Here is a 23,349-nt window from a genome sequence, read left to right as displayed (position 1 = left end):
GTATCTTAAAAAGAACATTCGTTTGACTTAACAAACGATCCTTTTGCAAGATTTGGGGAGTCCGGCGCTGGTCGCCGACGACCGTGAATTTGCAGAAGGTGACGACCATGGCCGGCACGACGGGGCACTCCAAGCACTTCGAAGCGAGCCGCCGCGCGCTGCTGAAGCTGGCGCTGCTGCTGCCGTTCATTCCCTCTGCCGCTCGCGACGCAGCGGCTCAGGGAGCGCTTCCCCAGCAGATCCCCGCCGGGACGAAGCTGGTGGCGGCCGATCAGAACGAGGCGCTGCAGACGCTGATCCGTGCCTCGGGCGTGCAGGCGAAGCTCTCGAGCAACGTAACCTATGCCAATTTCCTCGGCGGTCCGGCGATCCTCGAAGCCTTCCGGGCCGGCGCGCTCGACCTCGCCACCGTCGGCAACACGCCGCCGATCCAGGCGCATGCCGCCGGCGAGAAGATCCCGATCATCGCCGCGCGCGTCTCCTCCGAGACCGATTACTTCCTGGCCGTGCGTCCCGGCCTGAAGATCGACAGCCTGGAGGAGCTGAAGGGCAAGAGCATCGCCTATGGCGAGGGCACCGGACGCCAGCCCTTCGTGCTGAACGCGCTCAAGCTCGCCGGGCTGACGCGCAAGGACGTCAAGCTCGTGCCGCTTCGGGCCGCCGACTTCCCCGATGCGGTCAGGACCGGCCAGGTCGATGTCGCGGCGCTCAACGAGCCGCATTTCTCGCGCTATCTCGCCGACTTCGCCGATCGCGGCGCAAGCGCGCTGCCGAAGGCTCAGAACGACCGGCTGCCCAGGAGCCTGACCTATCTCTACGCCAGCCAGAAGGCGCTGGACGATCCGGCCAAGGCGGCTGCGATCCGCGAATTCGTCGCCGGCTGGATCGATGCCAGCCGCTGGTCGCACCAGAACGTCGATGCCTGGGTCGAGGCCTACTACGTCAAGCGCCAGAACCTGAAACCGGCCGATGCCCGCAAGATCGTCGAGTCCGAAGGCGAGTTCCAGTTTCCACTGCTGGCCAGCCTGATCGCGAAACAGCAATCGTTGATCGACGTGATCCACGAGGCCGGCGACCTGCCGAAGCGGCTCGATGCGCGCGAGGAATTCGACCTGCGCTTCGACGAGGTCATCGCCGCCAAGACCAACTGACACCCTGGCCGAGACGGATGGACGCCATGAGTCTCATCACCTATGCCACCGGCTTCCAGCCCAGCGCGGAAACCGAAAGGCATCCTGTCGGAACGCAAGCAGCACGGCCGCCGCAACTGGCGCCGTCGCGCCTGCCGCGGGGCGGCATCCTGTTCGGGCCGGTCGCATTGGTCGCGATCTGGGAACTCGCCTCGAGGATCGGCTGGCTCTCGCCAAAATTCCTGGCGGCGCCGTCGACGGCCGTCCTGACCGGCATCGAGCTCCTGAGCAACGGCACGCTGGCCGACCATTTCCTCGCCTCGGCCCAGCGGGCCTATCTCGGCCTCGGCATCGGCGTCGCGCTCGGCCTTGGGATGGCGCTCGCCGCCGGTCTCAGCCGCATCGGCGAAGCCTCGCTCGACGGGCTCGTCCAGATCAAGCGGGCCGTGCCGACGCTGGCGCTGATCCCGCTCGCCATTCTCTGGCTCGGCATCGGCGAGGCGATGAAGGTCGCGCTGATCGCCTCCAGCGTGCTCGTCCCGATCTACATCAACACCCATGCCGCGCTCACGGGCATCGATATCCGCCACGTCGAGCTTGCCCGCAGCGTCGGGTTGTCCCGCGGCGCGTTCCTGCGCGAGGTCGCGCTGCCGGGCGCCCTGCCCGGCTTCTTCACCGGCCTGAGGCTCGCCGTCACCACCTGCTGGACGGCGCTCGTCGTGCTCGAGCAGATCAACACCACCGAGGGCATCGGCTATCTGATGAACCGCGCCCGCGACTACGGCCAGACCGATGTCATCGTCGTCGGCCTTGCGATCTATGCCATCCTCGGCCTCGGCTCGGATTTCGCGGTCAGGTTCTGGGAGCGGCGGGCGCTGTCCTACCGCAAGGCGCTGGCGTCATGAACGCCTCGGCCCATCCGCTCCACCTGCCGCGAGGCCATGCGCCTGCCGCCGTCAGCCTGCGCGAGGTCACGCGCCGCTTCTCCGGCCGAACCGTGCTGAACGAGGTTTCGCTCGACTTCGCGCCGGGTGAGTTCGTCGCGCTGATCGGCAAGAGCGGCTCGGGCAAGAGCACATTGCTGCGCGCCCTGGCGGGTCTCGACGACGGCGTCGACGGCGAAGGCCGGATCAGCGTGCCGCAGGATCGCTCGGTCCTGTTTCAGGACTCCCGGCTGCTGCCCTGGAAGAATGCGCTGCAGAACGTCGTCTTCGGCCTGCGCGGGGCTGACGCGGATGAGCGCGGCCGCGCCGCCCTTGCCGATGTCGGGCTCGGCGGGCGCGAGGACGCCTGGCCGAATGCGCTCTCCGGCGGCGAACAGCAGCGGGTGGCATTGGCGCGTTCTCTGGTGCGCCAGCCGCGCCTGCTGCTGGCCGACGAGCCCTTCGGCGCACTCGACGCCCTGACGCGGATCAGGATGCATGAATTGCTCTTCCGCCTGATCCGCCAGCACCGGCCGACGGTCCTGCTGGTCACGCATGACGTCGACGAGGCGATCAAGCTCGCCGACCGCGTCCTGGTCATGGAGGCCGGCCGCATCGTCGTCGACCGCCCGGTCGCCCTGGCGCATCCGCGCCTCAAGGACCCTCATTTCGAAGCCTTGCGCGGCGATCTGCTCGCGGCGCTCGGCGTCTCCGATGCCGTCTAGTGACCCATATCCGACAGGATCGATCCGCCATGGCACGCGAACTTCACCTCAACCTCTTCATCAACGGCCGCGGCCACCACGAAACGGCCTGGCGTCACCCCGCCTCGACGACGAAGGCGTTGAGCGATCTCTCCTATTACCGCGATCTCGCTCTTGCGGCAGAGGCGGCGAAGCTCGACTCGATCTTCTTCGCCGATCAGCTCGCGCTCGGCGACGAGCTCGCCCATGCGGCGCGCGGGGAGCTGGAGCCGGTCACGCTGCTCGGGGCTCTTGCGGCGTTGACAAGCCAGATCGGGCTGATCGCCACGGCATCGACCACTTATAACGAGCCCTACAACCTCGCTCGCCAGTTCGCCTCGCTGGACCATCTCAGCGGCGGGCGGATCGGCTGGAACATCGTGACCTCCTGGGCGCCGGGCGCCGCCGTCAATTTCGGCCAGGAGGCTCAGGTCGGCATCGACCAGCGCTATGCACGCGCCCACGATTTCGTCGAGGCCGTCTCCAAGCTCTGGGACAGCTGGGCGAGGGACGCCATCGTCGATGACCGCGACAGCGGCACCTATGCCCTTCCCGATCGCGTCCGGCGCGCCGCGCATCGCGGCAGCCATTTCAGCGTGGCAGGGGCGCTCAACATCCCGCGCTCGCCGCAAGGCCGCCCGGTCTTCGTCCAGGCCGGCGCGTCGAAGGACGGCCGCGCCTTCGCCGCGCGCTATGCCGAGGCGATCTTCACCGCGCATCTCACCAAGGACAGTGCGATCGAATTCTATGCCGACATCAAGACGCAGGCGCGGGCATTGGGGCGGGGCCCGGATCAGATCGTCATCCTGCCCGGCCTCAGCGCCGCGATCGGCTCGACCGAGGCGGAGGCGAAACGGGTCTGGGAAGAGCTGAATGAGCTCTCCCATCCGAGCGTCGGGCTCGCCAGGCTGTCGAGCCGCTTCGGCGGCCATGACTTCTCGCATCTCAAGCTCGACGACGTTCTGTCGGTGGAGGATTTTCCCGATCCGTCGCAGGTCCAGGCTTCGCGCAGCCGGGCGCAGTCGATCACCGCACTCGTCGCGCGCGAGCGGCCGACATTGCGCGGCCTGCTGCACAGCCTCGCCGGCGCGCGCGGCCACTTCACCGCGACCGGGACGCCGGAGCAGATCGCGGATATCATCGAGGACTGGTTCGTGTCCGGCGCGGCGGATGGCTTCAACGTCATGCCGCCGATCCTGCCGGCGCAATTCGATGTCTTCGCCAGCGAGGTCGTGCCGCTGCTGCGCAGGCGTGGGCTGTTCCGAAGCGAATATGGCGACGGGACGCTGCGCGACCGGCTGGGCCTCGACCCGGTTCAGAGCCAGTTCGACCCGGCCGAGCCGGTCAAGCGCTCCGCCTGAGCGGAGCCTCCGGCGGGAAGCCCGTTTCCGTATCGCACGCTCATGCGCTGGTTTCCTTCTCCCGCAGCCCCGCGATTTGGAAGCAATCACCTCCCATCCGGTGACATAACGCCGATGCGCGCTCTTATGTGAGGCCGCGCGGAGGCGGAGCCCGAGATGATCGATCGTAGAACCCTGCTTGCGCTGGCGGCCGGCTCCGTCGCCGGGATCAGGCCGGGCCTCGGCCAGAGCATGGCGCTGCGCATCGGCTACGTGCCGGTCATCGGGGCGAGCGCCCTGTTCGTCCTCGCCGGCGACGGATCGGCGCGCGATGCCGGCCTCGAGCTCAAGCTCACCAAGTTCGATTCCGGCCCGAATGCGATCCAGGCCTTTGCGTCCGGCACGATCGATATCCTGGTCATCGGCGTCGCGCCGGTTGCGGTCGCCCGGTCCCGCGGCCTCGACGCATCCGTGATCGCAGCCGCGGCGGTCGGCGGTACGGCCTTCGTGGCCGGCCCTGCCCTCGCCAAGGCTTTTGCCGAGAACGCCGACGATCCCGCGAAGGCCTTCGCCGCGTTCCGCGCCGCAACGGGCCGCAAGGCCAAGCTCGGCACGCTTCCGCCGGGCGGCGTGCCGACGGTCGCGCTTCACCATTGGCTCTGGACGATCGGCAAGGTCGAGCGGTCCGATGTCGAGATCGTCAATATGGGCATCGAGGTCGTTCAGCAGGCGATGCTGACCGGCGCCATCGACGGCGGCACGCTGCTCGAACCCTCGGCGACGCTGGTTTCCGAACGCGATCCGCGCATCAAGCGCATCGTCAACTCGCCGGACATGTTCCCGAACATTCCCGGCGTCGTCGTCGCGGCCTCGGGCGCCCTCGTCAAAAACCACCCGGAGGTGGCGGAACGCTTCGTCGGGCTTTTCCATCAAGCGACCGAACGGATTCGCAAGGAGCCGGCCAAGGTCGCCCCGCTCGTGCTGGCCGTGCTTGGCGGCGACCTGGTCGCGGAATCGACGATCGCGAAGGCGCTCGTCTCGCCGGCCGTGAGCTTCGTCAACGACCCCGCCCAGATCCGCAAGGCGACCGAGGCGCTGCTCGCCTATCAGGTGGAGCTCGGCGATTTCCCCCAGGCACCGGCCCTGGACGGCTTGTTCAACCAGGCTCTCTACGAGCGCGGGGTGCGATCCTCACCAAGCCGCTGAACGATCCGAGACCCTGATCCTGCTCAAGCATGACTCGCCGGGGAGGTTTCGTCCCGCTCCCGGATGAAATCCATGTTGAGCTTGAGGCCCAGGCCCGGCAGGTCCGGCACATGCATATGGCCGTCGATCGGCAGCGGCGCGCCGTCGAAGACCTGTGCGGTGATGTCCTCGAACATCAGCAGGCGCTCGAGGAAGAGCGCGTTCGGCACCGCCGCAACGAGATGCAGATGGAGGTTCTCCATCGCATGCGGCGCGAATTTGACGTTCCAGGCCTGGGTCAAGGCGGCGCATTTCAGCATCTCGGTATAGCCGCCGGCCCGCGCGCCATCGACCTGCACGATGTCCGCAGCGTCGTGCATGAGCAGGTCCCTGACGCCGAACTTGGTGTATTCGTGCTCGCCCGTCGCCAGCGGGATGTCGGTGCCGCGCTTGAAGCGGGCGAGCCCGGGAATGTCGTCGGCGAAGACCGGCTCCTCGAACAGGAAGATGTCGTATTCGCGAATGCGGTTGGCGAGTTGCACGGCCGTCGCCGCATCGAAGGAATTATTCGCGTCGACCATGAGGTTGATGTCGGGGCCGACCGCCTCGCGGACCTTGCGGACGCGCTCGGCATCGCGCCTGGGATTGCGGCCACCGTCGAAGCCGACCTTGAACTTCACGGTCGTGAAGCCGCGCCCCACCATGCCCTTGATCTCGTCGACGAGCTGGTCGTCGGAATAGGAGGTCCAGCCGCCGCTGGCATAAACCGGCACCTTGGTCCGGTCCCCGCCGAGCAGCTTGTAGACGGGCAGATCGACGATCTTCCCCTTGAGATCCCAGAGCGCGATGTCGACGGCGCTGAGGGCGCAATACATCAGCCCCTTGCGGCCGACGCCGCGCAGATAGTGGAAGAATTCCTGCCAGATCGCCTCGGTTTCGAGCGGGTCGCGGCCGATCAGCCTGGGCGTCATGTTGCGGTTGATCAGCTCGCAGGTCGCCTCCCCGCCAACCTCGTGATAGGTGACGCCAATCCCCTCCAGCCCCTGATCCGTCGTGATGCGGACGATCACGAAGCCGATCGTCTCGACCTTGCGCGTCGCGTCCGCAAAGCCGCCGAGGACCGGGGCGGAGACGAGGTGGACGTCGATCTTCCGAATCCTGTGATGCATCGGCTTCCCTGCGACAACCCGCGTTGACATCATTATCGATAATGATATCGATATTCATATCGACAGACCTTGTCCAGCGAGGCGCTCGCCTTGATTCCGAAGCTCAGCCGCCCGTCCGACCTGGTCTATGGCATCGTCAAACGGCGGATCATCCTGAACGAACTGACCCCGGAGACGGTCCTGACCGAGCTCGGCCTCGCCCATGAGATCGGCTGCAGCCAGGGCCCGATCCGCGAGGCGCTGCTGCGCCTGCAGGAGGATGGGCTCGTCGTCCGCTCGGGGCGACGGACGATCGTGACCCGGCTGACGGAAGAGGAAGCCGACGAGATGCTGGCGCTGCGCCGCCGCATCGAGACGCGCGGCGCGCTGAAGGCGGCGCTGCATGCCGATGGACGGGCGCTCGACGACCTGCGCGGCATCCTGGCAGCGATGATGGAAGCCGCCGCGGAGGGCGACGAATACCGTGTCATCGAGGCGGACAAGGATTTCCACCTCGCTTTGTTCCGGCTCTCCGGCCTCGATGCCCTCGGGCAGATCCTGGCACGCTGCATCATGCACTCGAACCGCTACAAGCTCTGGGCGCCGGAGCATCGCCGCCCGCTGATCGAGACGGCGCGACGCCACGACATTCTCTACGAGCGCCTCGCTGCCGGCGATGGAAGCGGGCTCGCCGCAGCGCTCGGCTCCCATATCGATACGATCGTCATTCAAGGCGGCGACGAGGTGGCCGCGTGAGCGCCTTCGTCGATCCGCAGATGGCTCGCATCCTCGCCGGTTTCGCGGCGGCGCCGGGCGTCGATTTCAAGACCCTGCCGATCGCGGAGGCCCGCGCCTCCGCCGATGCCGGCTCCATCGCCTGGAACGAAGGCGCGCCCGACCTACCGGCGCGTGAGATCGCGGTGCAGGTTGACGGCGCTATGCTGCGCGGGCGGCTCTATCATCCCAAGCCCGGAACCGCCCTGCCGGTCATCGTCTACGTTCATGGCGGCGGCTGGACCTTCGGCTCGGTCGACACCCATGACGGCACGATGCGGACCCTCGCGGCGTCGTCCGGCTGCGCCGTGTTCGGCTTCGACTATCGCCTCGCGCCGGAGCATCCCTACCCGATCCCGCTGGAGGATACGCTCGGCGCCATCGCCTTCGGGCTCAGCGGCGAACTCGGCCCCGATGTCGATGCGCGGCGCTGGGTGCTTGCCGGAGACTCGGCCGGTGCGACGCTTGCGCTTGCGGCCATGCTCCATCGCCGCGATGCCGGGCTTGCCCTCCCCGCCACAGCCGCCCTGTTCTATGGCTGCTACGCCCCCGACTTCGAAACCGGCAGCCATGCGCGCTTCGGCGAGGGATACATCCTGACCACAGCGAATATGCGCTGGTACTGGCACAACTATCTCGGCGCGGCCTTCGGCGCCCCTCCGGCGCTCGCCGCGCCGCTGCATGCCGACCTCCGCGGATTGCCGCCGCTTTACCTGACAGTCGGCGGGCTCGACCCGCTGGTCGACGACACCATCCGTCTGGCGGATCGCCTCGCGGCAGCGGGCGTCGCCTTCCGCCACGACCATGTACCCGGCGTCATCCATGGCTGCCTGCGCATGAGCCGCAAACTCGCTCCGGCGCAGGCCATGATCGACGCCGGAGCCGCCTACATCACCGAACGACTATAAAAAAATTCAGGGAGTGAACGTCATGGAACGCAGGACTTTCATGAAACTCGCGGGAGCGGCCGCGCTCTCCTTCGAGGCCGCCAGACCGGCCATCGCCCAAGGCAAGGCGACGGTGCGCTGGTGGTATCATTACGACAATCCGCAGAACACGCCGGCCAGCCTCGTCGCGAAGTTCGAGGCGGAAAATCCGGACATCAAGATCCAGGCCGAGCCGATCCCCTGGGGCGGCGGCACCGACTATATCAACCGCATCTTCTCGGCCCTGGTCGCCGGCAACCAGCCCGACTGCGCCATGGTGCGCCTGTCCTATCTCTCGCGCTTCTCGCAGATGAAGGCGCTGGAGCCGCTCGACGGCTTCCTCGCCAATTGGAAAGGCCGCAGCGACATTTCCGACGACGTCTGGACAATCAACCGCTCGCCCGACGGCAAGCAGTACTACATGCCGCTGCACTACGTCGTGATCTATCTCTATTACCGGCAGGACCTGCTTCAGCAGGCCGGGCTCCAGCCGCCCAAGAGCTTCGACGACTTCCTCACAGCCGCCAAGGCGCTGACCAAGGACGGCATCTACGGCTACGGCATGCGCGGCGGCGCCGGCTGCCACGACAACTGGGGACCCTTCGTGCTGGGCGGCGGCGCCAGCTTCGACAAGGGCGGGATGGTCACGGAGAAGGCGCTCGCGGCCAATCGCTGGTTCGTCGACCTCGCCGTGAAGCACAAGGTCGCGCCGCCCTCGGCGCCGACCGACGCCTTCCGCCAGATCGTCGATGCCTTCAAGGCCGGTCGGACCGGGATGGCGATCCACCATATCGGCTCGGTCGCGGAGATCGTCGGGGCGCTCGGCGACAAGGTCTCGGCCGTGCCGGTGCCGCGCGGGCCGGATGGCCGCGGCTGGACCTATTTCGGCGACGAGTCCAACGCCATCTTCGCAGGCAGCAAGAACAAGGAGGCGGCCTTCCGCTGGATCAGCTTCCTGTCGAGCGCCGAGAACAATGCCGAGCAGGCCAAGCTCAGCGGCCAGCTGCCGATCACCATCTCGGATGCGAAGAGCTGGACCGTGCATCCCAAGCGCTTCGTCGAGGCGAGCGACGCCTCCTTGCCGATCGCAAAGCCCCTCCCCGACCATGTGAAGACGCCGGATTTCGTCGGCCGCGTCCTGCCCACCAACCTGCAGAGGGCGCTGACCGGCGGGATGAATCCCGACGATCTCATGAAGGCGGTCGAGCAGACCTTCCACGGCTGAGGCCGGATCGCATCGCGCGGCGCCGGGCCAAACCCGGCGCCAGCCATCGATCTACAGGGACGAGGCCATGAACAAGACGACGGCGAGCAGCGCGATGCTTCGCGCGGCGACACCCTATGGTTTCCTGCTGCCGGCACTGTTGGTGACGGCGCTGGTCATCCTGTTTCCGGTCCTGCAGACGGCCTGGTACAGCCTGCACGACTACATTCTCTACGACCCCGACAATTTCCGCTTCGTCGGTTTGCGGAATTTCGCGACCGCACTCTCGGACGAGGTCTTCTGGATCGCGCTACTGAACTCGGCGATCTGGGTCGCGGGCATCGTGTCGCTCCAGCTTCTGCTCGGGCTCGGCGCGGCTCTGCTGCTCAACCAGAGCTTCTGGTGGCGCGGCATGGCGCGCGCGCTCGTCATCATCCCCTGGGCGTTGCCGAGCGTGATCATCGGCCTGATGTGGACCTGGATCTATGATTTCAATCTCGGCGTCTTCAACGACATCCTGCTGCGCCTCGGCCTGATCTCGGCCCCGCATCCCTGGCTCGCCCAGCCCTCCACGGCGCTGGCCTGCATCATGCTGGCTCTGGTCTGGCAGGGCTTTCCGTTCTTCACCGTCACCATCCTCGCGGGTTTGCAGACCGTGCCGGGAGAACTCTACGAGGCGGCCGAGATCGACGGCGCCAGCCCCTGGCGCCAGTTCGTCCACGTCACCCTGCCCTCGATCGCCGGCATCGTCACCACGGCCGTGCTGCTGCGCATCATCTGGGTCGCCAATTCGCTCGACGTCATCCTGGTGATGACCGGCGGCGGGCCGGGCTATGCCACGCATACGCTGCCGCTCTACGCCTTCCTGCGCGCCTATACCGGCATGGAGTTCGGCTATGCCGCCTCGCTCTCGCTGATGCTGACGGCGATCCTGCTCGGCATCGTCTGGCTCTATGTCCGCCGCCAGGCCGGGGAGATGGAGCGATGATCCGGCGCCGCTCCTTCGCCCGCAATCTGATCCAGGTCGAAATCCCCGTCCTGCTGGTGCTCGCCTTCGCGCTGGCACCGTTCGTCTGGATGCTGCTGACCTCGATCAAGCCGAATGCGGACCTCTCGCAGTTCCCGGTGCGCTACCTGCCGAGCAGCACGACCTTCGAGCACTATCAAACGCTGATCCAGCGCACGAGCTTCCCGGTCAACCTGCTGAACAGCCTCGTCATCGCCTGCGGTGCCGTCGTGCTGGGGCTGGCAGCCAGCGTGCCGGCCGCCTATTCGTTCTCGCGCTTCCGCTTCCGCGGCCGGCGCATGCTGATGACTGGCTTCCTCGTCATCAACATGTTCCCGATCGTGCTGCTGATTATCCCGCTCTTCGTGCTGATGCGGACGCTCGGGCTGATCGACACCTTCATCGGCGTCATCATCGGCCATTCGACCTTCTCGATCCCGTTCTCGATCTGGATGCTGGTCAGCTATTTCAACGCGATCCCGAAAGATCTCGACGAAGCCGCGACGATCGACGGGGCCTCGCGCCTGCAGACGATCCGGCTGGTGGTGCTGCCGCTGGTGATGCCCGGCATCGTCACCACCGCGATCTACGTCTTCATCACCTCGTGGAACGAATATCTGTTCGCGATGATGCTGTCGGGCGAGACGGTCAGGCCGGTGACCGTCGCGCTGCAATTGTTCATCGGCGAATTCACGGTGCAGTGGGGCGTCCTCACCGCGGGCGGCACGATCATCGCTTTGCCCGTCACCATCCTTTTCCTTTTTGTGCAGAAACGCCTCGTCGGCGGGCTGACGGCAGGAGCAGTCAAATCATGACCAATGCGATCGGGGTGATCTCGATGTTCTATGCACGCCCCTTCGGGCGCGAGCATTTCCCGACCTTCCGGCGCATGAAGCAGGCCGGGGCCGATGTGGTCGAACTGCTGGTGCCGGAGCCGGGCGAGCTCGACCTTGCCGAGACGAAGGCCGCCGCCGCCGATGCCGGCCTCTCGATCGTGCTGGCGGCGCGGGTGAACCTGACCCGCGATCTCGCCAGCGCCGACCCGGCGGCGCATGCAGCCGGCATCGCCTATCTCGAGCAATGCGTCGACATCGCTGGAACGTTGGGGGCGGGAATCGTCGGCGGGCCGCTCTATGGCGCGCCGCTCGTCTTCGCCGGCCGGGCGCCGCATCCGGTCGAGCCGGCCGAGCGCCGCCGGCGGGTCGATGCCGTCGTGCGCGGGCTGACGCAGGCCGCGAAACGCGCCGCCGACAAGGGCGTCGTCCTCGGCGTCGAGCCCCTGAACCGGTTCGAGACCGACATGTGCAACACCTGCCGCCATGCGCTGGATTATGTCGAGGCCGTCGCCTCGCCTGCCGTCGGCGTGATGCTCGACACCTTCCACATGAACATGGAGGAATACGATCTCGCCGCCTCGATCCGGCTGGCGGGATCGCGGCTCGTGCATTTCCAGGCGAACGAGAACAATCGCGGCTTCGTCGGCTCGGGCCATATCGACTGGCCGTCGATCGCACGGGCCCTCGCGGCCTCCGGCTATCAGGGCCCGATCGTGCTGGAGCCGTTCCGGCGCGACGACGAGGCGGCAGGCGTGACGCTGGCGCAATGGCGCGCGCCCACCCGGAACGAGGATGCGGAGCTCAAGGCCAGCATCGACTATCTCAAGGCGACGCTCGCCTTCGCCGACCGGCTCGCGACGACGAAGGGAATTGCGTGATGACATCCCCCTTGCGCCTCGGCTGGATCGGCTGCGGCACCCATGCCAACGAGATGCTGCTGCCGCAGGTCACGCGGCACGACGTCGTCCTGCAGGCGATCTGCGACATCTCGCCCGACAACCTCGCGGCGACCGGCCGGCGCTACGGTGTCGCGCCCGAGAACCAACTGAGCGACTGGCGCGCCCTGCTCGCCCGCTCCGACATCGACGCGGTTGGCCTCGCCATGGGGCCGCGGCAGCATCACGAGGTCGGCCTCGCAGCGATCGCGCGGGGATTGCCGCTCTTCATCGAGAAGCCGCCGGCCGCAACCTCGCGGCAAGCGCAGGAACTGGCGGATGCCGCCAAGGCCCGGGGCGTTCCGGTCGTCGTCGGTTTCATGAAGCGGTATTCCACCGCCAATCGCATCGCGGCCAATGTCATCCACACCCCGGAATTCGGGGAAACCGCGAGCTTCCTCGGCCAGTACATGACGGCGCCGACCTACTTCGCGGGGGATGTCGACTATACCGGCTTCTATCTGCATCACTGCGTGCATTATTTCGACCTGATCCCGCATTTGATGGGCGAGGTCGCGACAGTCAGCGCGCGCCGGCACGAGCTGGAGCCGGGCAAGCTGCTGCTCCATGTCGATTTCCGCTTCCGCAACGGCGGCATCGGCACGCTCGTCATGGGGACGCATCAGTCGCGCGGTACGCCGATGGAATGGTGGCAGGTGATGGGCGACCATCGCCGCGTCGAGGTCCGCAACCTGCATGAGGTTCGCTATTTCCGCAGCCCCCCCTTCAAGGTGTCGCGCCCCGACGCCAGCCTTGTCGACGGCGAAGATACGCTGGTCTGGGAGCCCAATTTCACCGTCGCTGCCAACGAGGACCACAAGGGCTATCACGCGATCCTCGGCGATTTCGTGCGGGCGGCGCGCGGCGAGACACTGGACTTTCCCGATGCGGCGGCGGGCGCACGGGCGCTCGCCCTCCTCGAACAGGCCATCGCTTCCGCCGAAGCCGACGCGCATCGGTGATCGATGCCCGGACATGAAGGGGCAATGTCCGGGGCCGACAGCTCTCCATCGCTAGGCTCAGGGCCGATTCTTTTGGCCTGAGATGCGATTCACGGTGTCCGGAAAGAGCCGTGATGGGTCATTCGTTTCTGCCTGCCAGGGGTCGATGACCGGCGCGTGGTGAGCGGTATCCCTGTCACCGGCTCACTCCCAGCTGAGCGCGCCGCCGTTCTGGTATTCGATCACCCGGGTCTCGAAGAAGTTCTTCTCCTTCTTCAGGTCCATCGCCTCGCTCATCCAGGGGAACGGGTTCTCGGTCTCGCCGAAGACCGGCGGCAGGCCGAGCTGGGCGCAGCGGCGGTTGGCGATGAAGTGCATGTACTGCTCGCAGAGCGCCGCGTTCAGGCCGAGGAAGCCGCGCGGCATCGTATCGCGGCCATAGGCAGCCTCAAGCTCTGCGGCTTCCCGCAGCATGCCGCGGACCTCGTCCTGGAAGGCCTTGGTCCAGAGATGCGGGTTCTCGATCTTGATCTGGTTGATCACGTCGATGCCGAAGTTCAGATGGATCGACTCGTCGCGCAGGATGTACTGGTACTGCTCGGCGATGCCGACCATCTTGTTGCGCCGGCCGAGCGACAGGATCTGCGCGAAGCCGGTGTAGAACCACATGCCCTCGAAGATCACGTAGAAGGTGATCAGGTCGCGCAGCAGGGCCTGGTCGTTTTCCGGCGTTCCCGTCTTGAAGTCCGGGTCCTCGATGTTCTGCGTGTGCTTCAGCGCCCAGGCCGCCTTGTCGGTGATCGAGGGCACCTCGCGATACATGTTGAACAACTCGCCCTCGTCGAGCCCGAGGCTCTCGACGATGTACTGGAAGGTGTGGGTGTGGATCGCCTCCTCGAAGGCCTGACGCAGCAGGTACTGCCGGCATTCCGGGTTGGTCAGGTGTCGGTAGATCGCCAGCACGATGTTGTTGGCGACGAGAGATTCGGACGCCGCGAAGAAGCCGAGATTGCGCTTGAGCATGCGCCGCTCGTCCTCGCTGAGCCCGTCCTTCGACTTCCACAGCGCGATATCGGCCTGCATCGAGACCTCGGTCGGCATCCAGTGGTTGTTGCAGCCGGAGAGGTACTTTTCCCAGGCCCATTTGTACTTGAGCGGCAGAAGCTGGTTCACGTCGGCGCGCGCATTGATCATGCGCTTCTCGTCGACGGTGACGCGCCCGCCATTGCGGTCGATCGCGCCGAGGCCGGTGGCGTCGGCGGCGGGCGTGTTGGCGAGGATGGTGGGGTTAGCTGGGATCGAGGGCTTGGTGTCGGACCAGTCGAGCATGAGGTGTTCCGTTCTGAAATGAAGGGGCGTCATGCTCGGGCTTGACCCGAGCATCTCGTGCCGAAGGAGGCTCCAACGCCTTGTCCTGCCGGAGATTCTCGGGTCTGCGCTTCGCTTCGCCCGAGAATGACGCGAGAGGTGGAATGACGGCGGGTTACTGGCAGGCTTCGCAGGTGGGATCGTCGAGCGAGCAGGCGTTGGGGACGGCCATGCCGTTCTCCAAGGGTATGTCGACGATGATCGGCGCGGCGGCCTTGGCTGCGACCGGCACGGTGGCCGAGACCGCATTGAGCTTACCGTCCGTGCCCTTCAGCGTCGATTTCTCGACATGGGTCGCCGAAAGCGCGCGCAGGTAATAGGTCGTCTTCAGGCCGAGCCGCCACGCCAGGCGATAGGCCTCGTCGAGCTTCCGGCCGGAGGGCTGCGCCATGTAGAGGTTCAGCGACTGGCCCTGATCGATCCATTTCTGCCGGCGCGCGGCGGCACGGATCAGCCATTCCGTCGGGATCTCGAAGGAGGTGGCGTAGAGCGCCTTGAGATCGGCCGGGACGCGATCGATCCCACTGACCTTGCCGTCGTAGTATTTGAGGTCCGAGACCATCACCTCGTCCCAGAGCCCCCTCGCCTTCAGGTCATGAACGAGCCCGGCATTCACCACGGTGAAGTCGCCCGACATGTTCGCCTTGACGTAGAGCTGGCTATAGGACGGCTCGATCGACTGCGAGACGCCGACGATATTGGAGATCGTCGCGGTCGGCGCGATCGCCATCGTGTTCGAGTTGCGCATGCCGGTGGTCTTCACCCGCCCGCGCAAGCCGTCCCAGTCGAACGTAGATGAACGGTCGAGCTCGACATCGCCGTCGCGGGCGTCCGAGAGGATGTCGAGCGAGTCGATCGGCAGGATGCCCTTCGACCAGAGCGAACCCTCGAAGCTCGGATAGCGCCCGCGCTCGGCGGCGAGATCGACCGAGGCCTGGATCGCATGGAAGCTGATCACTTCCATCGACGTATCGGCGAAGGCGACGGCGCCTTCCGAGGCCGCCGGCAGACGCAGTGTCTGGAGCGCGTCCTGGAAACCCATCAGCCCCAAGCCCACCGGGCGATGACGCAGGTTCGAGCGGCGCGCTTCCGGGATCGTGTAGAAATTGATGTCGACGACGTTGTCGAGCATCCGCATCGCGGTCTTAACGGTGCGGGCCAGCCGCGCCTGATCCAGCCCCTCCGCCGTGACATGCGCGGCGAGGTTCACCGAGCCGAGATTGCAGACCGCGACCTCGTCGGCCGAAGTGTTGAGCGTGATCTCGGTGCAGAGGTTCGAGGAATGCACCACGCCGGCATGCTGCTGCGGCGAGCGCAGATTGCAGGCATCCTTGAAGGTAATCCAGGGATGGCCGGTCTCGAACAGCATGGTCAGCATGCGCCGCCAGAGGTCGAGCGCCTTCACCCGTTTGAAGACCTTGATCTGGCCAGCGGCTGCCTTCGCCTCATAAGCCTCGTAGGCCGTCTTGAATGGCTTGCCATAGAGGTCGTGCAGGTCCGGCACCTCATCGGGCGAGAACAGCGTCCAGTCGGCGCCGGCCTCGACGCGCTGCATGAACAGGTCGGGAATCCAGTTCGCCGTGTTCATGTCATGGGTGCGGCGGCGGTCGTCGCCGGTGTTCTTCCGGAGATCGAGGAACTCCTCGATATCGACATGCCAGGTCTCGAGATAGGCGCAGACCGCGCCCTTGCGCTTGCCGCCCTGATTGACGGCGATGGCCGTATCGTTCGCGACCTTCAGGAACGGCACCACGCCCTGGCTCTCGCCATTGGTGCCCTTGATATGGGCGCCGAGACCGCGCACCGGCGTCCAGTCATTGCCGAGGCCGCCCGAGTACTTGGCGAGCAGCGCATTGTCCTTCACCGCCTTGAAGATGCCGTCGAGATCGTCCGCGACCGTGGTCAGGAAGCAGGAGGAAAGCTGCGGGCGCAGCGTGCCCGAGTTGAACAGGGTCGGCGTCGAGGCCATGAAATCGAAGGACGAGAGCAGGTCGTAGAATTCGATCGCCCTGCCCTCGCGATCGATCTCGCGGATGGCGAGACCCATGGCGACACGCATGAAGAAGGCTTGCGGCAGCTCGAAGCGGTTGCCGCGGACATGCAGGAAATAGCGGTCGTAGAGCGTCTGGAAGCCGAGATAGTCGAACTGGAGATCGCGCTCTGGCTTGAGGGCAGCGGCGATGCGGGCGATGTCGAAGCGGCCGAGTTCGGGGTCGATCAGCTCGTTCTCGATGCCAGTCTTGAGATAGGCATGGAAGTAGTCGGCATAAAGCACTGACATCTCTTCCTGCGTCGCCTGCTCGGCGCGGCCATGGACGAAGCTCAGCGCCTCGCGACGGAGCTTGTCCAGCAGCAGGCGCGCGGAGACCTTGGCGTAGTTCGGCTCGCTCTCGATCAGCGTGCGGGCGGCAAGGATCGGCGCCAGTGCCAATTCGTCCAGCGAGATGCCGTCATAAAGGTTGCGGCGCGCCTCGGTGAGGACCGGCTCGGCCGAGACGCCGTCGAGATCGGCACAAGCCTCGCGAACCACCTTGTCGAGGCGGCCGGCGTCGAGCGGGATAAGCGTCCCGTCGAGGAGCTTCATGTGCAGCAAGGGAGCTGCGGAGGCGACAGGCTTCGTCTCGGCAACCGCCCTCGCCCGCTCGCGCGCCCGCTCCTCGCGATAGAGCACATAGGCACGGGCGACCTTGTGGTGTTCGCCGCGCATCAGGGCGAGCTCGACCTGGTCCTGCACATCCTCGATATGGAAAGTGCGGCCGGTCGCGGCCCGGCGGGTCAGCCCCGCGACGACCTGCTCTGTCATCTCCGCGACGGCTTCGTGGATGCGGCGCGAAGCGGCGGCGTTCGATCCTTCGACGGCGAGGAACGCCTTGGTCAACGCCACGGTGATCTTCGAGGGATCGAACGGCGTCACCGCGCCGTTGCGGCGAATGATCTGGTAGCCGGGCTCGCTCGCAGCGAGCTTCGACAGTGTCGGCTCTGCGGCTGACGGAGCGGCGGCAGGCCGCTCGGCTTCAATGGAAAGAGACATCGGCATCAACCCCAAATGTTGGGGGCAAAGGCCAGAGCGGTTGCGTCGAGAAGGCGCGCGGCACCACAAGGCCGCGACCTGCCAAGCGCACCACCGGGACACCCCGCCCGAGGACGTATACGAGGTCGCGGCAGGTCTCCTGGCTCGCGGGTCAGCGCTCTCGTCCCGTCTTCCCAAGGCCTTGCAGCCTCAGTGACTTAATCGTGGACGTGAACTCGCCGCTTACAGTTGCGGGGGCAGCGCCGGTCTCTCACCGGCTTCCCTCTTAGCTCTCGATCTTGCGATTCGAGAGACCATCGACCACCAGATCTAGTAGCCAAAGGGCATCGCCTGTCAACAGGTCGTGATACCGCCGTCCGGCGCCTGTGAAGATCGGGGATCACCGCGCGGCCTCCGGCCTACCCTGTTCGTGCTGTTCGGCAATGACGCCGGCTCTGCCTTCGCTTCGGCGAAACCGCGTCGAGCGATGCTTCGCGCCTCAAGCGCTAGCGCCCCTTCGCCGCCCGCCATGATCGACGCACACCCCGTTCCCGAGCTTCGCGCAATTCGCGACCGCCACGAGCTGTCTGCGATGGCTGCCGAGCCGCCCCAGCATATCGCGATGGCGCGTCTCAGGCCGGGTCACACGGTTGCTGTCGGTCGATTTGGCGCCCGGCTGATTTTCCGAAAATATTGCGAGATAAAACCTTCCATTTGACAATGTGTCTTATAAGTACCATGATAGAAACATCGATCTAGGCCGAACGAATTGGCCCCGCGCTTTCATCGCGCACTGCTGACGAACTTCCTGCTCAAATCGAAAAATGCGCTGCACCCGCGGCGCATGAACAATAGCCTTTACAGGAGGTCAGCATGGCCAGTGGCACAGTTAAGTGGTTCAACACCGACAAGGGTTTTGGTTTCATCCAGCCGGAAGACGGCGGCCAGGACGCCTTCGTCCATATCAGCGCCGTGGAGCGTGCCGGTCTGCGCACGCTGAAGGAAGGCCAGAAGGTCTCCTATGAGCTGGTGCAGGACAAGCGCTCCGGCAAGGTGTCCGCGGACAACCTGCAGGCCGAGTGAGGCCAGACGCCATCCGGCGCGTCAATCGAGATCAGCGGCGACCGCGGATGTACCGGCGCCCGTTCGATTGAGCGGCGGATAGCCACGGAGGGGTCGGGATCAACCCGGCCCTTTTTGTTTGCATCAGAAGGGAAATTCGAATGCAGGTTCTCGTTCGCGACAACAACGTCGACCAGGCGCTTCGCGTCCTCAAGAAGAAGATGCAGCGTGAAGGCGTGTTTCGCGAGATGAAGGCGCGTCGCGCCTACGAGAAGCCGTCCGAGCGGCGAACCCGCGAGAAGGCCGAAGCCATCCGCCGCGCCCGCAAGGCGGCACGCAAGCAGGCTCAGCGCGAAGGATTGCTGCCGATGCCGAAGCGTGTGGAACGGCCGGCACGGCCCGGCCAGGCACCCGCGCAGGCACGATAGGCGAGGATTTGGGCTTGGGCTTCAATCCGCAGGATTTCGCCGAGGGCCGGGCCTGCTCGCCAGGCCGAGCCGGCGAGGGTCGAAGCCGAGCCCCACGCAAGGTTCTGCCCGAAGCCGTTCGATCCATGCAGGAGCGTGCTGCCGGAAAACGCCGCTGACGCCCTGGCGTCCTGCGTTCGAGAAGGAGTTTGCCGATGTCGAGCAACAGAATTCCGCCGGAAGAGGCGCAATTGCGGGCCCAGAGCAGAGCGACGCTCGCAGCGCAACGCCGCGCCGAGGCCGAAACGGCCCTGGAAGCGTTGCGGGTGGAACAGATCGCCGTCCGCGAGCGCACCGCAAAACTGCGGGCATTGCGGCTCGCCAAGGAGGCCGCCGACGCCGAGGCCGCCGCGGCGGTGCCGCCAGCCAAGACGCGAGCGAAGCCAGCCAAGACCGTTGTTCGGCGGAGAACCGCTTCTTCCTGATCTCCAGCCGGAGGATGGCGCGCGAGGCGTTGCCGTCAGTCTTGGTCAGCAACCCGGCAGCCGAACTCGGCCGCCGCTGCGGTGAACCAGGACCAGAAGCTTCCTGCCATGCTGCGCGCGACCATGATCTCGAAGACGGGTCCGTCCGGCCCGTCGGCGAGCCGCCATAGCTGCACGCCGAGATAGGCCACGCTTGTCACGGCGGTCTCGCCGACGCCGAAGGCCGAAGGATGCAGGTCGAGCATCACGCCCTTCGCCAGCAGATCGCGGGTCCTGGGACCTTGAAGCCGGAAGGCGGCGCGCGCATCGCTCTGGTCGCTGACGGCGGCGTGGGCCGCGAGTTCATCGAGCAATGGCTGGAAGCCGTCGCGCAAGGCGGCGCGTAGCAGCCATTGATCCGGCCCCGCCCAGATCGCGTCATGGGCCCCGCCCGATACGATCCTCGGCATCTCCGGCAGCGCGATGCCGAGCCGGCCTTCGACGGCCCGCGACAGGGACGTCGCCGCACCCGGTTCAGCGATCAGGGTCGCCAGGCCGAAACCATCCAGCAGCGTCGCAACGACGCCGGTCTTGCCCTTCGCGCCGAAGGAGCCGGGTTGCGCGATGCCGGCCCAGGCGCTGCGCGGGCGCCATGAGGTCGCGATCTCAGCCATGGAGGCGATCTCCTTCCGGATCGACGAAGACGGGCGAGCAGATCTCGACGACGATGTCGCCGTTTCGGACGGGATCATAGGCGCGCACGCGCTCGCCGATGCGACCGGCGCCGTTCCGGATGAGGCCGAGGCCGATCCAGTGGTTGAGATGCGGCGAATGGGCGACCGAGGTCATGTAGCCCTCGTCGTTCTCCATCACCGCCGCCTTGCCGATGCCGATGAAGTGGGCGCCGGCCCGCAGGCGCTGGGAGGGATCGACCGGCTTGAAGCCGACGAAGGACGGCCGGTCCCGCTCGATCAGGGCCGGCCTGCCCGCCATCAGGCGGCCGATATAGTCCTTCTTCGAAGACATCATCTTGCCGAGGCCGAGATCGCGCGCCGTGGTCTGGCCGTTGAGCTCGTTGCCGGCGACATGGCCCTTCTCGATGCGCATCACCCCGAGCGCCTCGGTGCCATAGGGCGTGATGCCGAAGGGCTGGCCGGCCTGCATCAGGGCGCGCATCATCGCATCGCCATAGGCGGCCGGAACCGCCAGCTCATAGGCCAATTCGCCCGAGAAGGAGATCCGGAACAGCCGCGCCGGAATGCCGCCGCCGACCGTCACGGCGCGCGCCGCGAGATAGGGGAAGGCCTCGTTCGAGATGTCGTGCTCGTGATCGACGACGCCGCGCAGGGTTTCGCGCGCCTTGGGCCCGGCGATGGAAGCTTGCGCCCATTGCTCGGAGACCGAGACCATGCGGACATCGAGTTCCGGCCACAGCACCTGATGGCAGAACTCCAGATGCTGCATCACCTTGCCGGCATTGGCCGTCGTGGTCGTCATCAGGAAATGGTGCTCGCCCAGACGCGAGGTGGTGCCGTCATCCATGACGAAGCCGTCCTCGCGCAGCATCAGGCCGTAGCGCGCCTTGCCGACCGGCAGGGCCTTCCAGCCATTGATGTAGACGCGCTCCAGGAACTCGGCGGCGTCCGCCCCCTGGATGTCGATCTTGCCGAGCGTCGAGACGTCGCAGAGGCCGACGCTCGCGCGCACGGCTTTGACCTCGCGGTCGACCGTCGCCTGCCAGTCGTTTTCGCCGGGGCGCGGATAGTACTGCGCCCGCAGCCATGGGCCGGCCTCGACGAAGACGGCGCCCTGCTCCCGCGACCAGTCATGGGTCGGCGCCAGCCGCACCGGCCTGAATTGCTTGCCGCGATGATGGCCCGCGAGCGCGCCGATCGCCACCGGCGTATAGGGCGGCCGGAAGGTCGTGGTGCCCGTCTGCGGGATCGTCCTGCCCGTCTGCTCGGCCATGATGGCGAGGCCGGAGAGGTTCGAGGTCTTGCCCTGGTCCGTCGCCATGCCGAGCGTGGTGTAGCGCTTGAGATGCTCGACCGGCCGGAAGCCCTCGCGCGCCGCGAGCTCGACATCCTTGTCGGTGACGTCGTTCTGGTAGTCGACGAAGGCCTTGCCCTTTGCACCCTTCACCCGCCAGACCGGCTGCAGCCCGGTCGTCTCGGGATCGGTCGCAGGCACGGGGTCCAGCGGCGCAGGCGTCAGCCCCCCATCGGCGGCAGCCTCGCGGCCGAGCCGCGCGCCGTCCTCCAGCGCCTGCACCAGGGTGAAACGCCCGGCGGCACTGCCGGCCACGGAGAGTCCCGCCGGCAAGGTTCCCGGCACGAAGCATTGCAGGCCGTCGTCCCAGGCCGGCTTGCCGTTCTGATGCGAGGTCAGATGCAGCGTCGGGTTCCAGCCGTTCGAGACGGCGAGCAGGTCGCAATCGACAGCCGTCGTCGCGCCGGATGCATCGCGGATGGTGACGCTGCTGAGGTGGCGGCCGCCGCGCGTGCCTTCGACCGCGCCGCCTGCGAACAGCCTCGCACCAAGCTTGTCGGCGAGCGCCTTGCGGGCGGGATCTGAGTCGCCGCGGGCATCGACGATGGCAGCGATGCGGCCACCGGCTGCGGCGATATCGCGTGCCGTGGCCCAGCCATCGTCCCCGGCCGTGAACAGCACCGCCTCGCGGCCCGGCAATGCGCCGTAGCGGTTGACGTAGGTGCGCGCCGCTCCCGCCAGCATGACGCCCGGCGTATCATTGCCGGGGAAGACGATCGGCCGTTCCAGTGCGCCTGCGGCCAGGATCGCGCGCTTGGCATGGATGCGCCAGCCGCGCTGTCGCGGCTGATGCGGCGCCGGCTCGGGCAGGTGATCGCCGACGCGCTCGACCGCGCCATAGATGCCGTGATCGTAGAGCCCGAAGACGGTGGTGCGCGGCATGATCCGCACTTCGGGCAGGCTCTCGAGCTCGGTCAGCGTCGCCGCCAGCCATTCGGCCGCCGGCTTGCCATCGATCTCGCGCCTCTCGGCCAGCAGGCGCCCGCCGAGGCGAAAATCCTCGTCGCAGAGGATGACCCGGGCGCCGCTGCGCCCCGCTGCCAGCGCGGCTGCCAGGCCGGCCGGGCCGCCGCCGATCACCAGCACGTCGCAGAAGGCGAAGGCCTTCTCGTAATGGTCGGGATCTTCTAAGCCGGCCGCGCGGCCGAGGCCCGCCGCACGGCGGATCAGGGGCTCGTAGAGCTTTTCCCAGAAGGCCGCCGGCCACATGAAGGTCTTGTAGTAGAAGCCCGCGACCAGGGCCGGCGAGAGCAATCCGTTGATCGAGAGCAGGTCGAAGGCGAGCGAGGGCCAGCGGTTCTGACTGGCCGCGTCGAGCCCCTCGAACAGCTCGACCACCGTGGCGCGCGTGTTCGGCTCGCGGCGGGCCCCGGAGCGCAACTCGACCAGCGCGTTCGGTTCCTCCGGGCCGGCCGAGAGGATGCCGCGCGGGCGGTGATACTTGAAGGAGCGGCCGACGAGCCGCACGCCATTCGCCAGCAGCGCGGAAGCCAGCGTATCGCCGGCAAATCCGCGATAGGACCTGCCGTCGAAGCTGAAGCTCAGCGGCCGGCTGCGATCGACAAGGCCGCCGGAGGCGAGACGGAAGGGCTGCCCGCTCATGCCGCGGCTCCCGCCTTGCGCGCCCTGGCGGCCTCGACCGAGGCGATCGCGTGGGTGTGGGTGTCGCGGGTCACGACCAGCCAGACATGGCAGCCGGCCCCGTGATACCAGAGCTCGCGGTGGCTGCCGGCCGGATTGTCACGCAGATAGACGTACTCGGTCATCGCCGCTTCCGTCGCTGCCATCCCGTCGGGCCGCTGCGGATCGGCCGCGCCGAGATAGGTGAATTCCTGGGCGTCGCGCGCGCCGCAATGGGGGCAAGTGATGCGCATCGGGGATCCTCGGGCAGCGCGCGG

At 66.7% G+C, this 23,349-nt stretch carries 21 protein-coding genes and 1 riboswitch; of the genes, 15 read left to right on the top strand and 6 right to left on the bottom strand.

The window, feature by feature from the left end; translation table 11 throughout:
* The first annotated feature begins 107 nt into the window (after positions 1-107).
* From GY40_RS11370 to GY40_RS11350, 5 genes are all read left to right on the top strand, one after another.
* Positions 108-1,151: an ABC transporter substrate-binding protein gene (locus tag GY40_RS11370; RefSeq protein ID WP_038362570.1), complete on the top strand. Its 1,044-nt coding sequence runs from the start codon at positions 108-110 to the stop codon at positions 1,149-1,151.
* A 26-nt stretch (positions 1,152-1,177) separates the two neighbouring features.
* Positions 1,178-2,035 carry an ABC transporter permease gene (locus tag GY40_RS11365; protein WP_112764217.1) on the top strand — a complete coding sequence of 286 codons (858 nt, stop codon included), beginning with the start codon at positions 1,178-1,180 and terminating at the stop codon, positions 2,033-2,035.
* On the top strand, positions 2,032-2,778 hold the full coding sequence (locus tag GY40_RS11360) for an ABC transporter ATP-binding protein (RefSeq protein ID WP_051987765.1): 747 nt from the start codon (positions 2,032-2,034) through the stop codon (positions 2,776-2,778). The genes GY40_RS11365 and GY40_RS11360 overlap by 4 nt, the downstream gene beginning before the upstream one ends.
* Positions 2,779-2,807: 29 nt before the next feature.
* Positions 2,808-4,157 carry an LLM class flavin-dependent oxidoreductase gene (locus GY40_RS11355; protein ID WP_038361930.1) on the top strand — a complete coding sequence of 450 codons (1,350 nt, stop codon included), beginning with the start codon at positions 2,808-2,810 and terminating at the stop codon, positions 4,155-4,157.
* 156 nt (positions 4,158-4,313) lie between these two features.
* The gene (locus GY40_RS11350; protein ID WP_038361928.1) at positions 4,314-5,342 is read left to right on the top strand and encodes an ABC transporter substrate-binding protein; all 1,029 of its coding nucleotides are present in this window, start codon (positions 4,314-4,316) and stop codon (positions 5,340-5,342) included.
* A 23-nt stretch (positions 5,343-5,365) separates the two neighbouring features.
* On the opposite strand, the gene GY40_RS11345 is transcribed toward GY40_RS11350, so the two are convergent.
* Positions 5,366-6,490, bottom strand: coding sequence for a mandelate racemase/muconate lactonizing enzyme family protein (locus GY40_RS11345; protein WP_038361925.1), 1,125 nt, complete (start codon positions 6,488-6,490; stop codon positions 5,366-5,368).
* Between the two features lie 69 nt (positions 6,491-6,559).
* Here GY40_RS11345 and GY40_RS11340 point away from each other — a divergent pair, with 69 nt between their 5' ends.
* From GY40_RS11340 to GY40_RS11310, 7 genes are all read left to right on the top strand, one after another.
* On the top strand, positions 6,560-7,225 hold the full coding sequence (locus GY40_RS11340; RefSeq protein ID WP_051987764.1) for a GntR family transcriptional regulator: 666 nt from the start codon (positions 6,560-6,562) through the stop codon (positions 7,223-7,225).
* Positions 7,222-8,151: an alpha/beta hydrolase gene (locus tag GY40_RS11335; protein ID WP_038361922.1), complete on the top strand. Its 930-nt coding sequence runs from the start codon at positions 7,222-7,224 to the stop codon at positions 8,149-8,151. Before GY40_RS11340 ends, GY40_RS11335 begins: the two co-directional genes overlap by 4 nt.
* 22 nt (positions 8,152-8,173) lie before the next feature.
* Complete coding sequence (locus GY40_RS11330) at positions 8,174-9,394, top strand: ABC transporter substrate-binding protein (protein ID WP_038361919.1); 1,221 nt, start codon at positions 8,174-8,176, stop codon at positions 9,392-9,394.
* 67 nt (positions 9,395-9,461) lie between these two features.
* A complete protein-coding gene (locus GY40_RS11325) occupies positions 9,462-10,361 on the top strand; it encodes a carbohydrate ABC transporter permease (protein ID WP_038361916.1) in 900 nt (299 codons plus the stop codon).
* Entirely contained in the window at positions 10,358-11,194 is an 837-nt protein-coding gene (locus GY40_RS11320) for a carbohydrate ABC transporter permease (protein WP_038361913.1), read from the top strand. The genes GY40_RS11325 and GY40_RS11320 overlap by 4 nt, the downstream gene beginning before the upstream one ends.
* The gene (locus tag GY40_RS11315) at positions 11,191-12,093 is read left to right on the top strand and encodes a sugar phosphate isomerase/epimerase family protein (protein ID WP_038361910.1); all 903 of its coding nucleotides are present in this window, start codon (positions 11,191-11,193) and stop codon (positions 12,091-12,093) included. The genes GY40_RS11320 and GY40_RS11315 overlap by 4 nt, the downstream gene beginning before the upstream one ends.
* Complete coding sequence (locus GY40_RS11310; RefSeq protein WP_038361907.1) at positions 12,093-13,112, top strand: Gfo/Idh/MocA family protein; 1,020 nt, start codon at positions 12,093-12,095, stop codon at positions 13,110-13,112. The genes GY40_RS11315 and GY40_RS11310 overlap by 1 nt, the downstream gene beginning before the upstream one ends.
* Before the next feature lie 183 nt (positions 13,113-13,295).
* Here GY40_RS11310 and GY40_RS11305 read toward each other — a convergent pair whose 3' ends face one another.
* Positions 13,296-14,420 carry a ribonucleotide-diphosphate reductase subunit beta gene (locus GY40_RS11305; protein WP_081925309.1) on the bottom strand — a complete coding sequence of 375 codons (1,125 nt, stop codon included), beginning with the start codon at positions 14,418-14,420 and terminating at the stop codon, positions 13,296-13,298.
* Positions 14,421-14,574: 154 nt separating this feature from the next.
* Positions 14,575-17,490: a ribonucleoside-diphosphate reductase subunit alpha gene (locus GY40_RS11300; RefSeq protein WP_038361905.1), complete on the bottom strand. Its 2,916-nt coding sequence runs from the start codon at positions 17,488-17,490 to the stop codon at positions 14,575-14,577.
* A gap of 111 nt (positions 17,491-17,601) precedes the next feature.
* Positions 17,602-17,803: riboswitch (cobalamin riboswitch) on the bottom strand.
* A 539-nt stretch (positions 17,804-18,342) separates the two neighbouring features.
* On the opposite strand from GY40_RS11300, the gene GY40_RS11295 reads away from it, so the two are divergent.
* The 3 genes from GY40_RS11295 to GY40_RS11285 all read left to right on the top strand — a co-directional run bounded on the left by GY40_RS11295 (position 18,343) and on the right by GY40_RS11285 (position 19,423).
* Positions 18,343-18,552: a cold-shock protein gene (locus tag GY40_RS11295; RefSeq protein WP_038361902.1), complete on the top strand. Its 210-nt coding sequence runs from the start codon at positions 18,343-18,345 to the stop codon at positions 18,550-18,552.
* Between the two features lie 140 nt (positions 18,553-18,692).
* Complete coding sequence (gene rpsU, locus GY40_RS11290) at positions 18,693-18,959, top strand: 30S ribosomal protein S21 (RefSeq protein WP_038361899.1); 267 nt, start codon at positions 18,693-18,695, stop codon at positions 18,957-18,959.
* 194 nt (positions 18,960-19,153) lie between these two features.
* Entirely contained in the window at positions 19,154-19,423 is a 270-nt protein-coding gene (locus GY40_RS11285) for a hypothetical protein (protein WP_038361897.1), read from the top strand.
* Positions 19,424-19,458: 35 nt separating this feature from the next.
* Here GY40_RS11285 and GY40_RS11280 read toward each other — a convergent pair whose 3' ends face one another.
* The 3 genes from GY40_RS11280 to GY40_RS11270 are packed head-to-tail and all read right to left on the bottom strand — an operon-like array spanning position 19,459 to position 23,325.
* Positions 19,459-20,076, bottom strand: coding sequence for a sarcosine oxidase subunit gamma (locus GY40_RS11280; protein ID WP_038361894.1), 618 nt, complete (start codon positions 20,074-20,076; stop codon positions 19,459-19,461).
* Complete coding sequence (locus GY40_RS11275) at positions 20,069-23,053, bottom strand: sarcosine oxidase subunit alpha family protein (protein WP_038361892.1); 2,985 nt, start codon at positions 23,051-23,053, stop codon at positions 20,069-20,071. The genes GY40_RS11280 and GY40_RS11275 overlap by 8 nt, the downstream gene beginning before the upstream one ends.
* Positions 23,050-23,325, bottom strand: coding sequence for a sarcosine oxidase subunit delta (locus GY40_RS11270; RefSeq protein ID WP_038361889.1), 276 nt, complete (start codon positions 23,323-23,325; stop codon positions 23,050-23,052). Before GY40_RS11270 ends, GY40_RS11275 begins: the two co-directional genes overlap by 4 nt.
* Positions 23,326-23,349 lie beyond the last annotated feature (24 nt).

Origin of the sequence: Allobosea sp. UNC402CLCol (assembly GCF_000745475.1) — a bacterium.
GTDB lineage: Bacteria > Pseudomonadota > Alphaproteobacteria > Rhizobiales > Beijerinckiaceae > Allobosea > Allobosea spartocytisi.
The sequence above is the reverse complement of the archived record's forward strand: the minus strand, read 5'-3'. Positions and strand labels throughout refer to the sequence as shown.

What these genes read in the sequence shown, in the direction of transcription:
- GY40_RS11370 (WP_038362570.1), top strand. Translation starts at nt 108, where the DNA reads ATGGCCGGCACGACGGGGCACTCCAAGCACTTCGAAGCGAGCCGCCGC.
- GY40_RS11365 (WP_112764217.1), top strand. Translation starts at nt 1,178, where the DNA reads ATGAGTCTCATCACCTATGCCACCGGCTTCCAGCCCAGCGCGGAAACC.
- GY40_RS11360 (WP_051987765.1), top strand. Translation starts at nt 2,032, where the DNA reads ATGAACGCCTCGGCCCATCCGCTCCACCTGCCGCGAGGCCATGCGCCT.
- GY40_RS11355 (WP_038361930.1), top strand. Translation starts at nt 2,808, where the DNA reads ATGGCACGCGAACTTCACCTCAACCTCTTCATCAACGGCCGCGGCCAC.
- GY40_RS11350 (WP_038361928.1), top strand. Translation starts at nt 4,314, where the DNA reads ATGATCGATCGTAGAACCCTGCTTGCGCTGGCGGCCGGCTCCGTCGCC.
- GY40_RS11345 (WP_038361925.1), bottom strand. Translation starts at nt 6,490, where the DNA reads ATGCATCACAGGATTCGGAAGATCGACGTCCACCTCGTCTCCGCCCCG.
- GY40_RS11330 (WP_038361919.1), top strand. Translation starts at nt 8,174, where the DNA reads ATGGAACGCAGGACTTTCATGAAACTCGCGGGAGCGGCCGCGCTCTCC.
- GY40_RS11325 (WP_038361916.1), top strand. Translation starts at nt 9,462, where the DNA reads ATGAACAAGACGACGGCGAGCAGCGCGATGCTTCGCGCGGCGACACCC.
- GY40_RS11320 (WP_038361913.1), top strand. Translation starts at nt 10,358, where the DNA reads ATGATCCGGCGCCGCTCCTTCGCCCGCAATCTGATCCAGGTCGAAATC.
- GY40_RS11315 (WP_038361910.1), top strand. Translation starts at nt 11,191, where the DNA reads ATGACCAATGCGATCGGGGTGATCTCGATGTTCTATGCACGCCCCTTC.
- GY40_RS11310 (WP_038361907.1), top strand. Translation starts at nt 12,093, where the DNA reads ATGACATCCCCCTTGCGCCTCGGCTGGATCGGCTGCGGCACCCATGCC.
- GY40_RS11305 (WP_081925309.1), bottom strand. Translation starts at nt 14,420, where the DNA reads ATGCTCGACTGGTCCGACACCAAGCCCTCGATCCCAGCTAACCCCACC.
- GY40_RS11300 (WP_038361905.1), bottom strand. Translation starts at nt 17,490, where the DNA reads ATGTCTCTTTCCATTGAAGCCGAGCGGCCTGCCGCCGCTCCGTCAGCC.
- GY40_RS11295 (WP_038361902.1), top strand. Translation starts at nt 18,343, where the DNA reads ATGGCCAGTGGCACAGTTAAGTGGTTCAACACCGACAAGGGTTTTGGT.
- rpsU (WP_038361899.1), top strand. Translation starts at nt 18,693, where the DNA reads ATGCAGGTTCTCGTTCGCGACAACAACGTCGACCAGGCGCTTCGCGTC.
- GY40_RS11285 (WP_038361897.1), top strand. Translation starts at nt 19,154, where the DNA reads ATGTCGAGCAACAGAATTCCGCCGGAAGAGGCGCAATTGCGGGCCCAG.
- GY40_RS11280 (WP_038361894.1), bottom strand. Translation starts at nt 20,076, where the DNA reads ATGGCTGAGATCGCGACCTCATGGCGCCCGCGCAGCGCCTGGGCCGGC.
- GY40_RS11275 (WP_038361892.1), bottom strand. Translation starts at nt 23,053, where the DNA reads ATGAGCGGGCAGCCCTTCCGTCTCGCCTCCGGCGGCCTTGTCGATCGC.
- GY40_RS11270 (WP_038361889.1), bottom strand. Translation starts at nt 23,325, where the DNA reads ATGCGCATCACTTGCCCCCATTGCGGCGCGCGCGACGCCCAGGAATTC.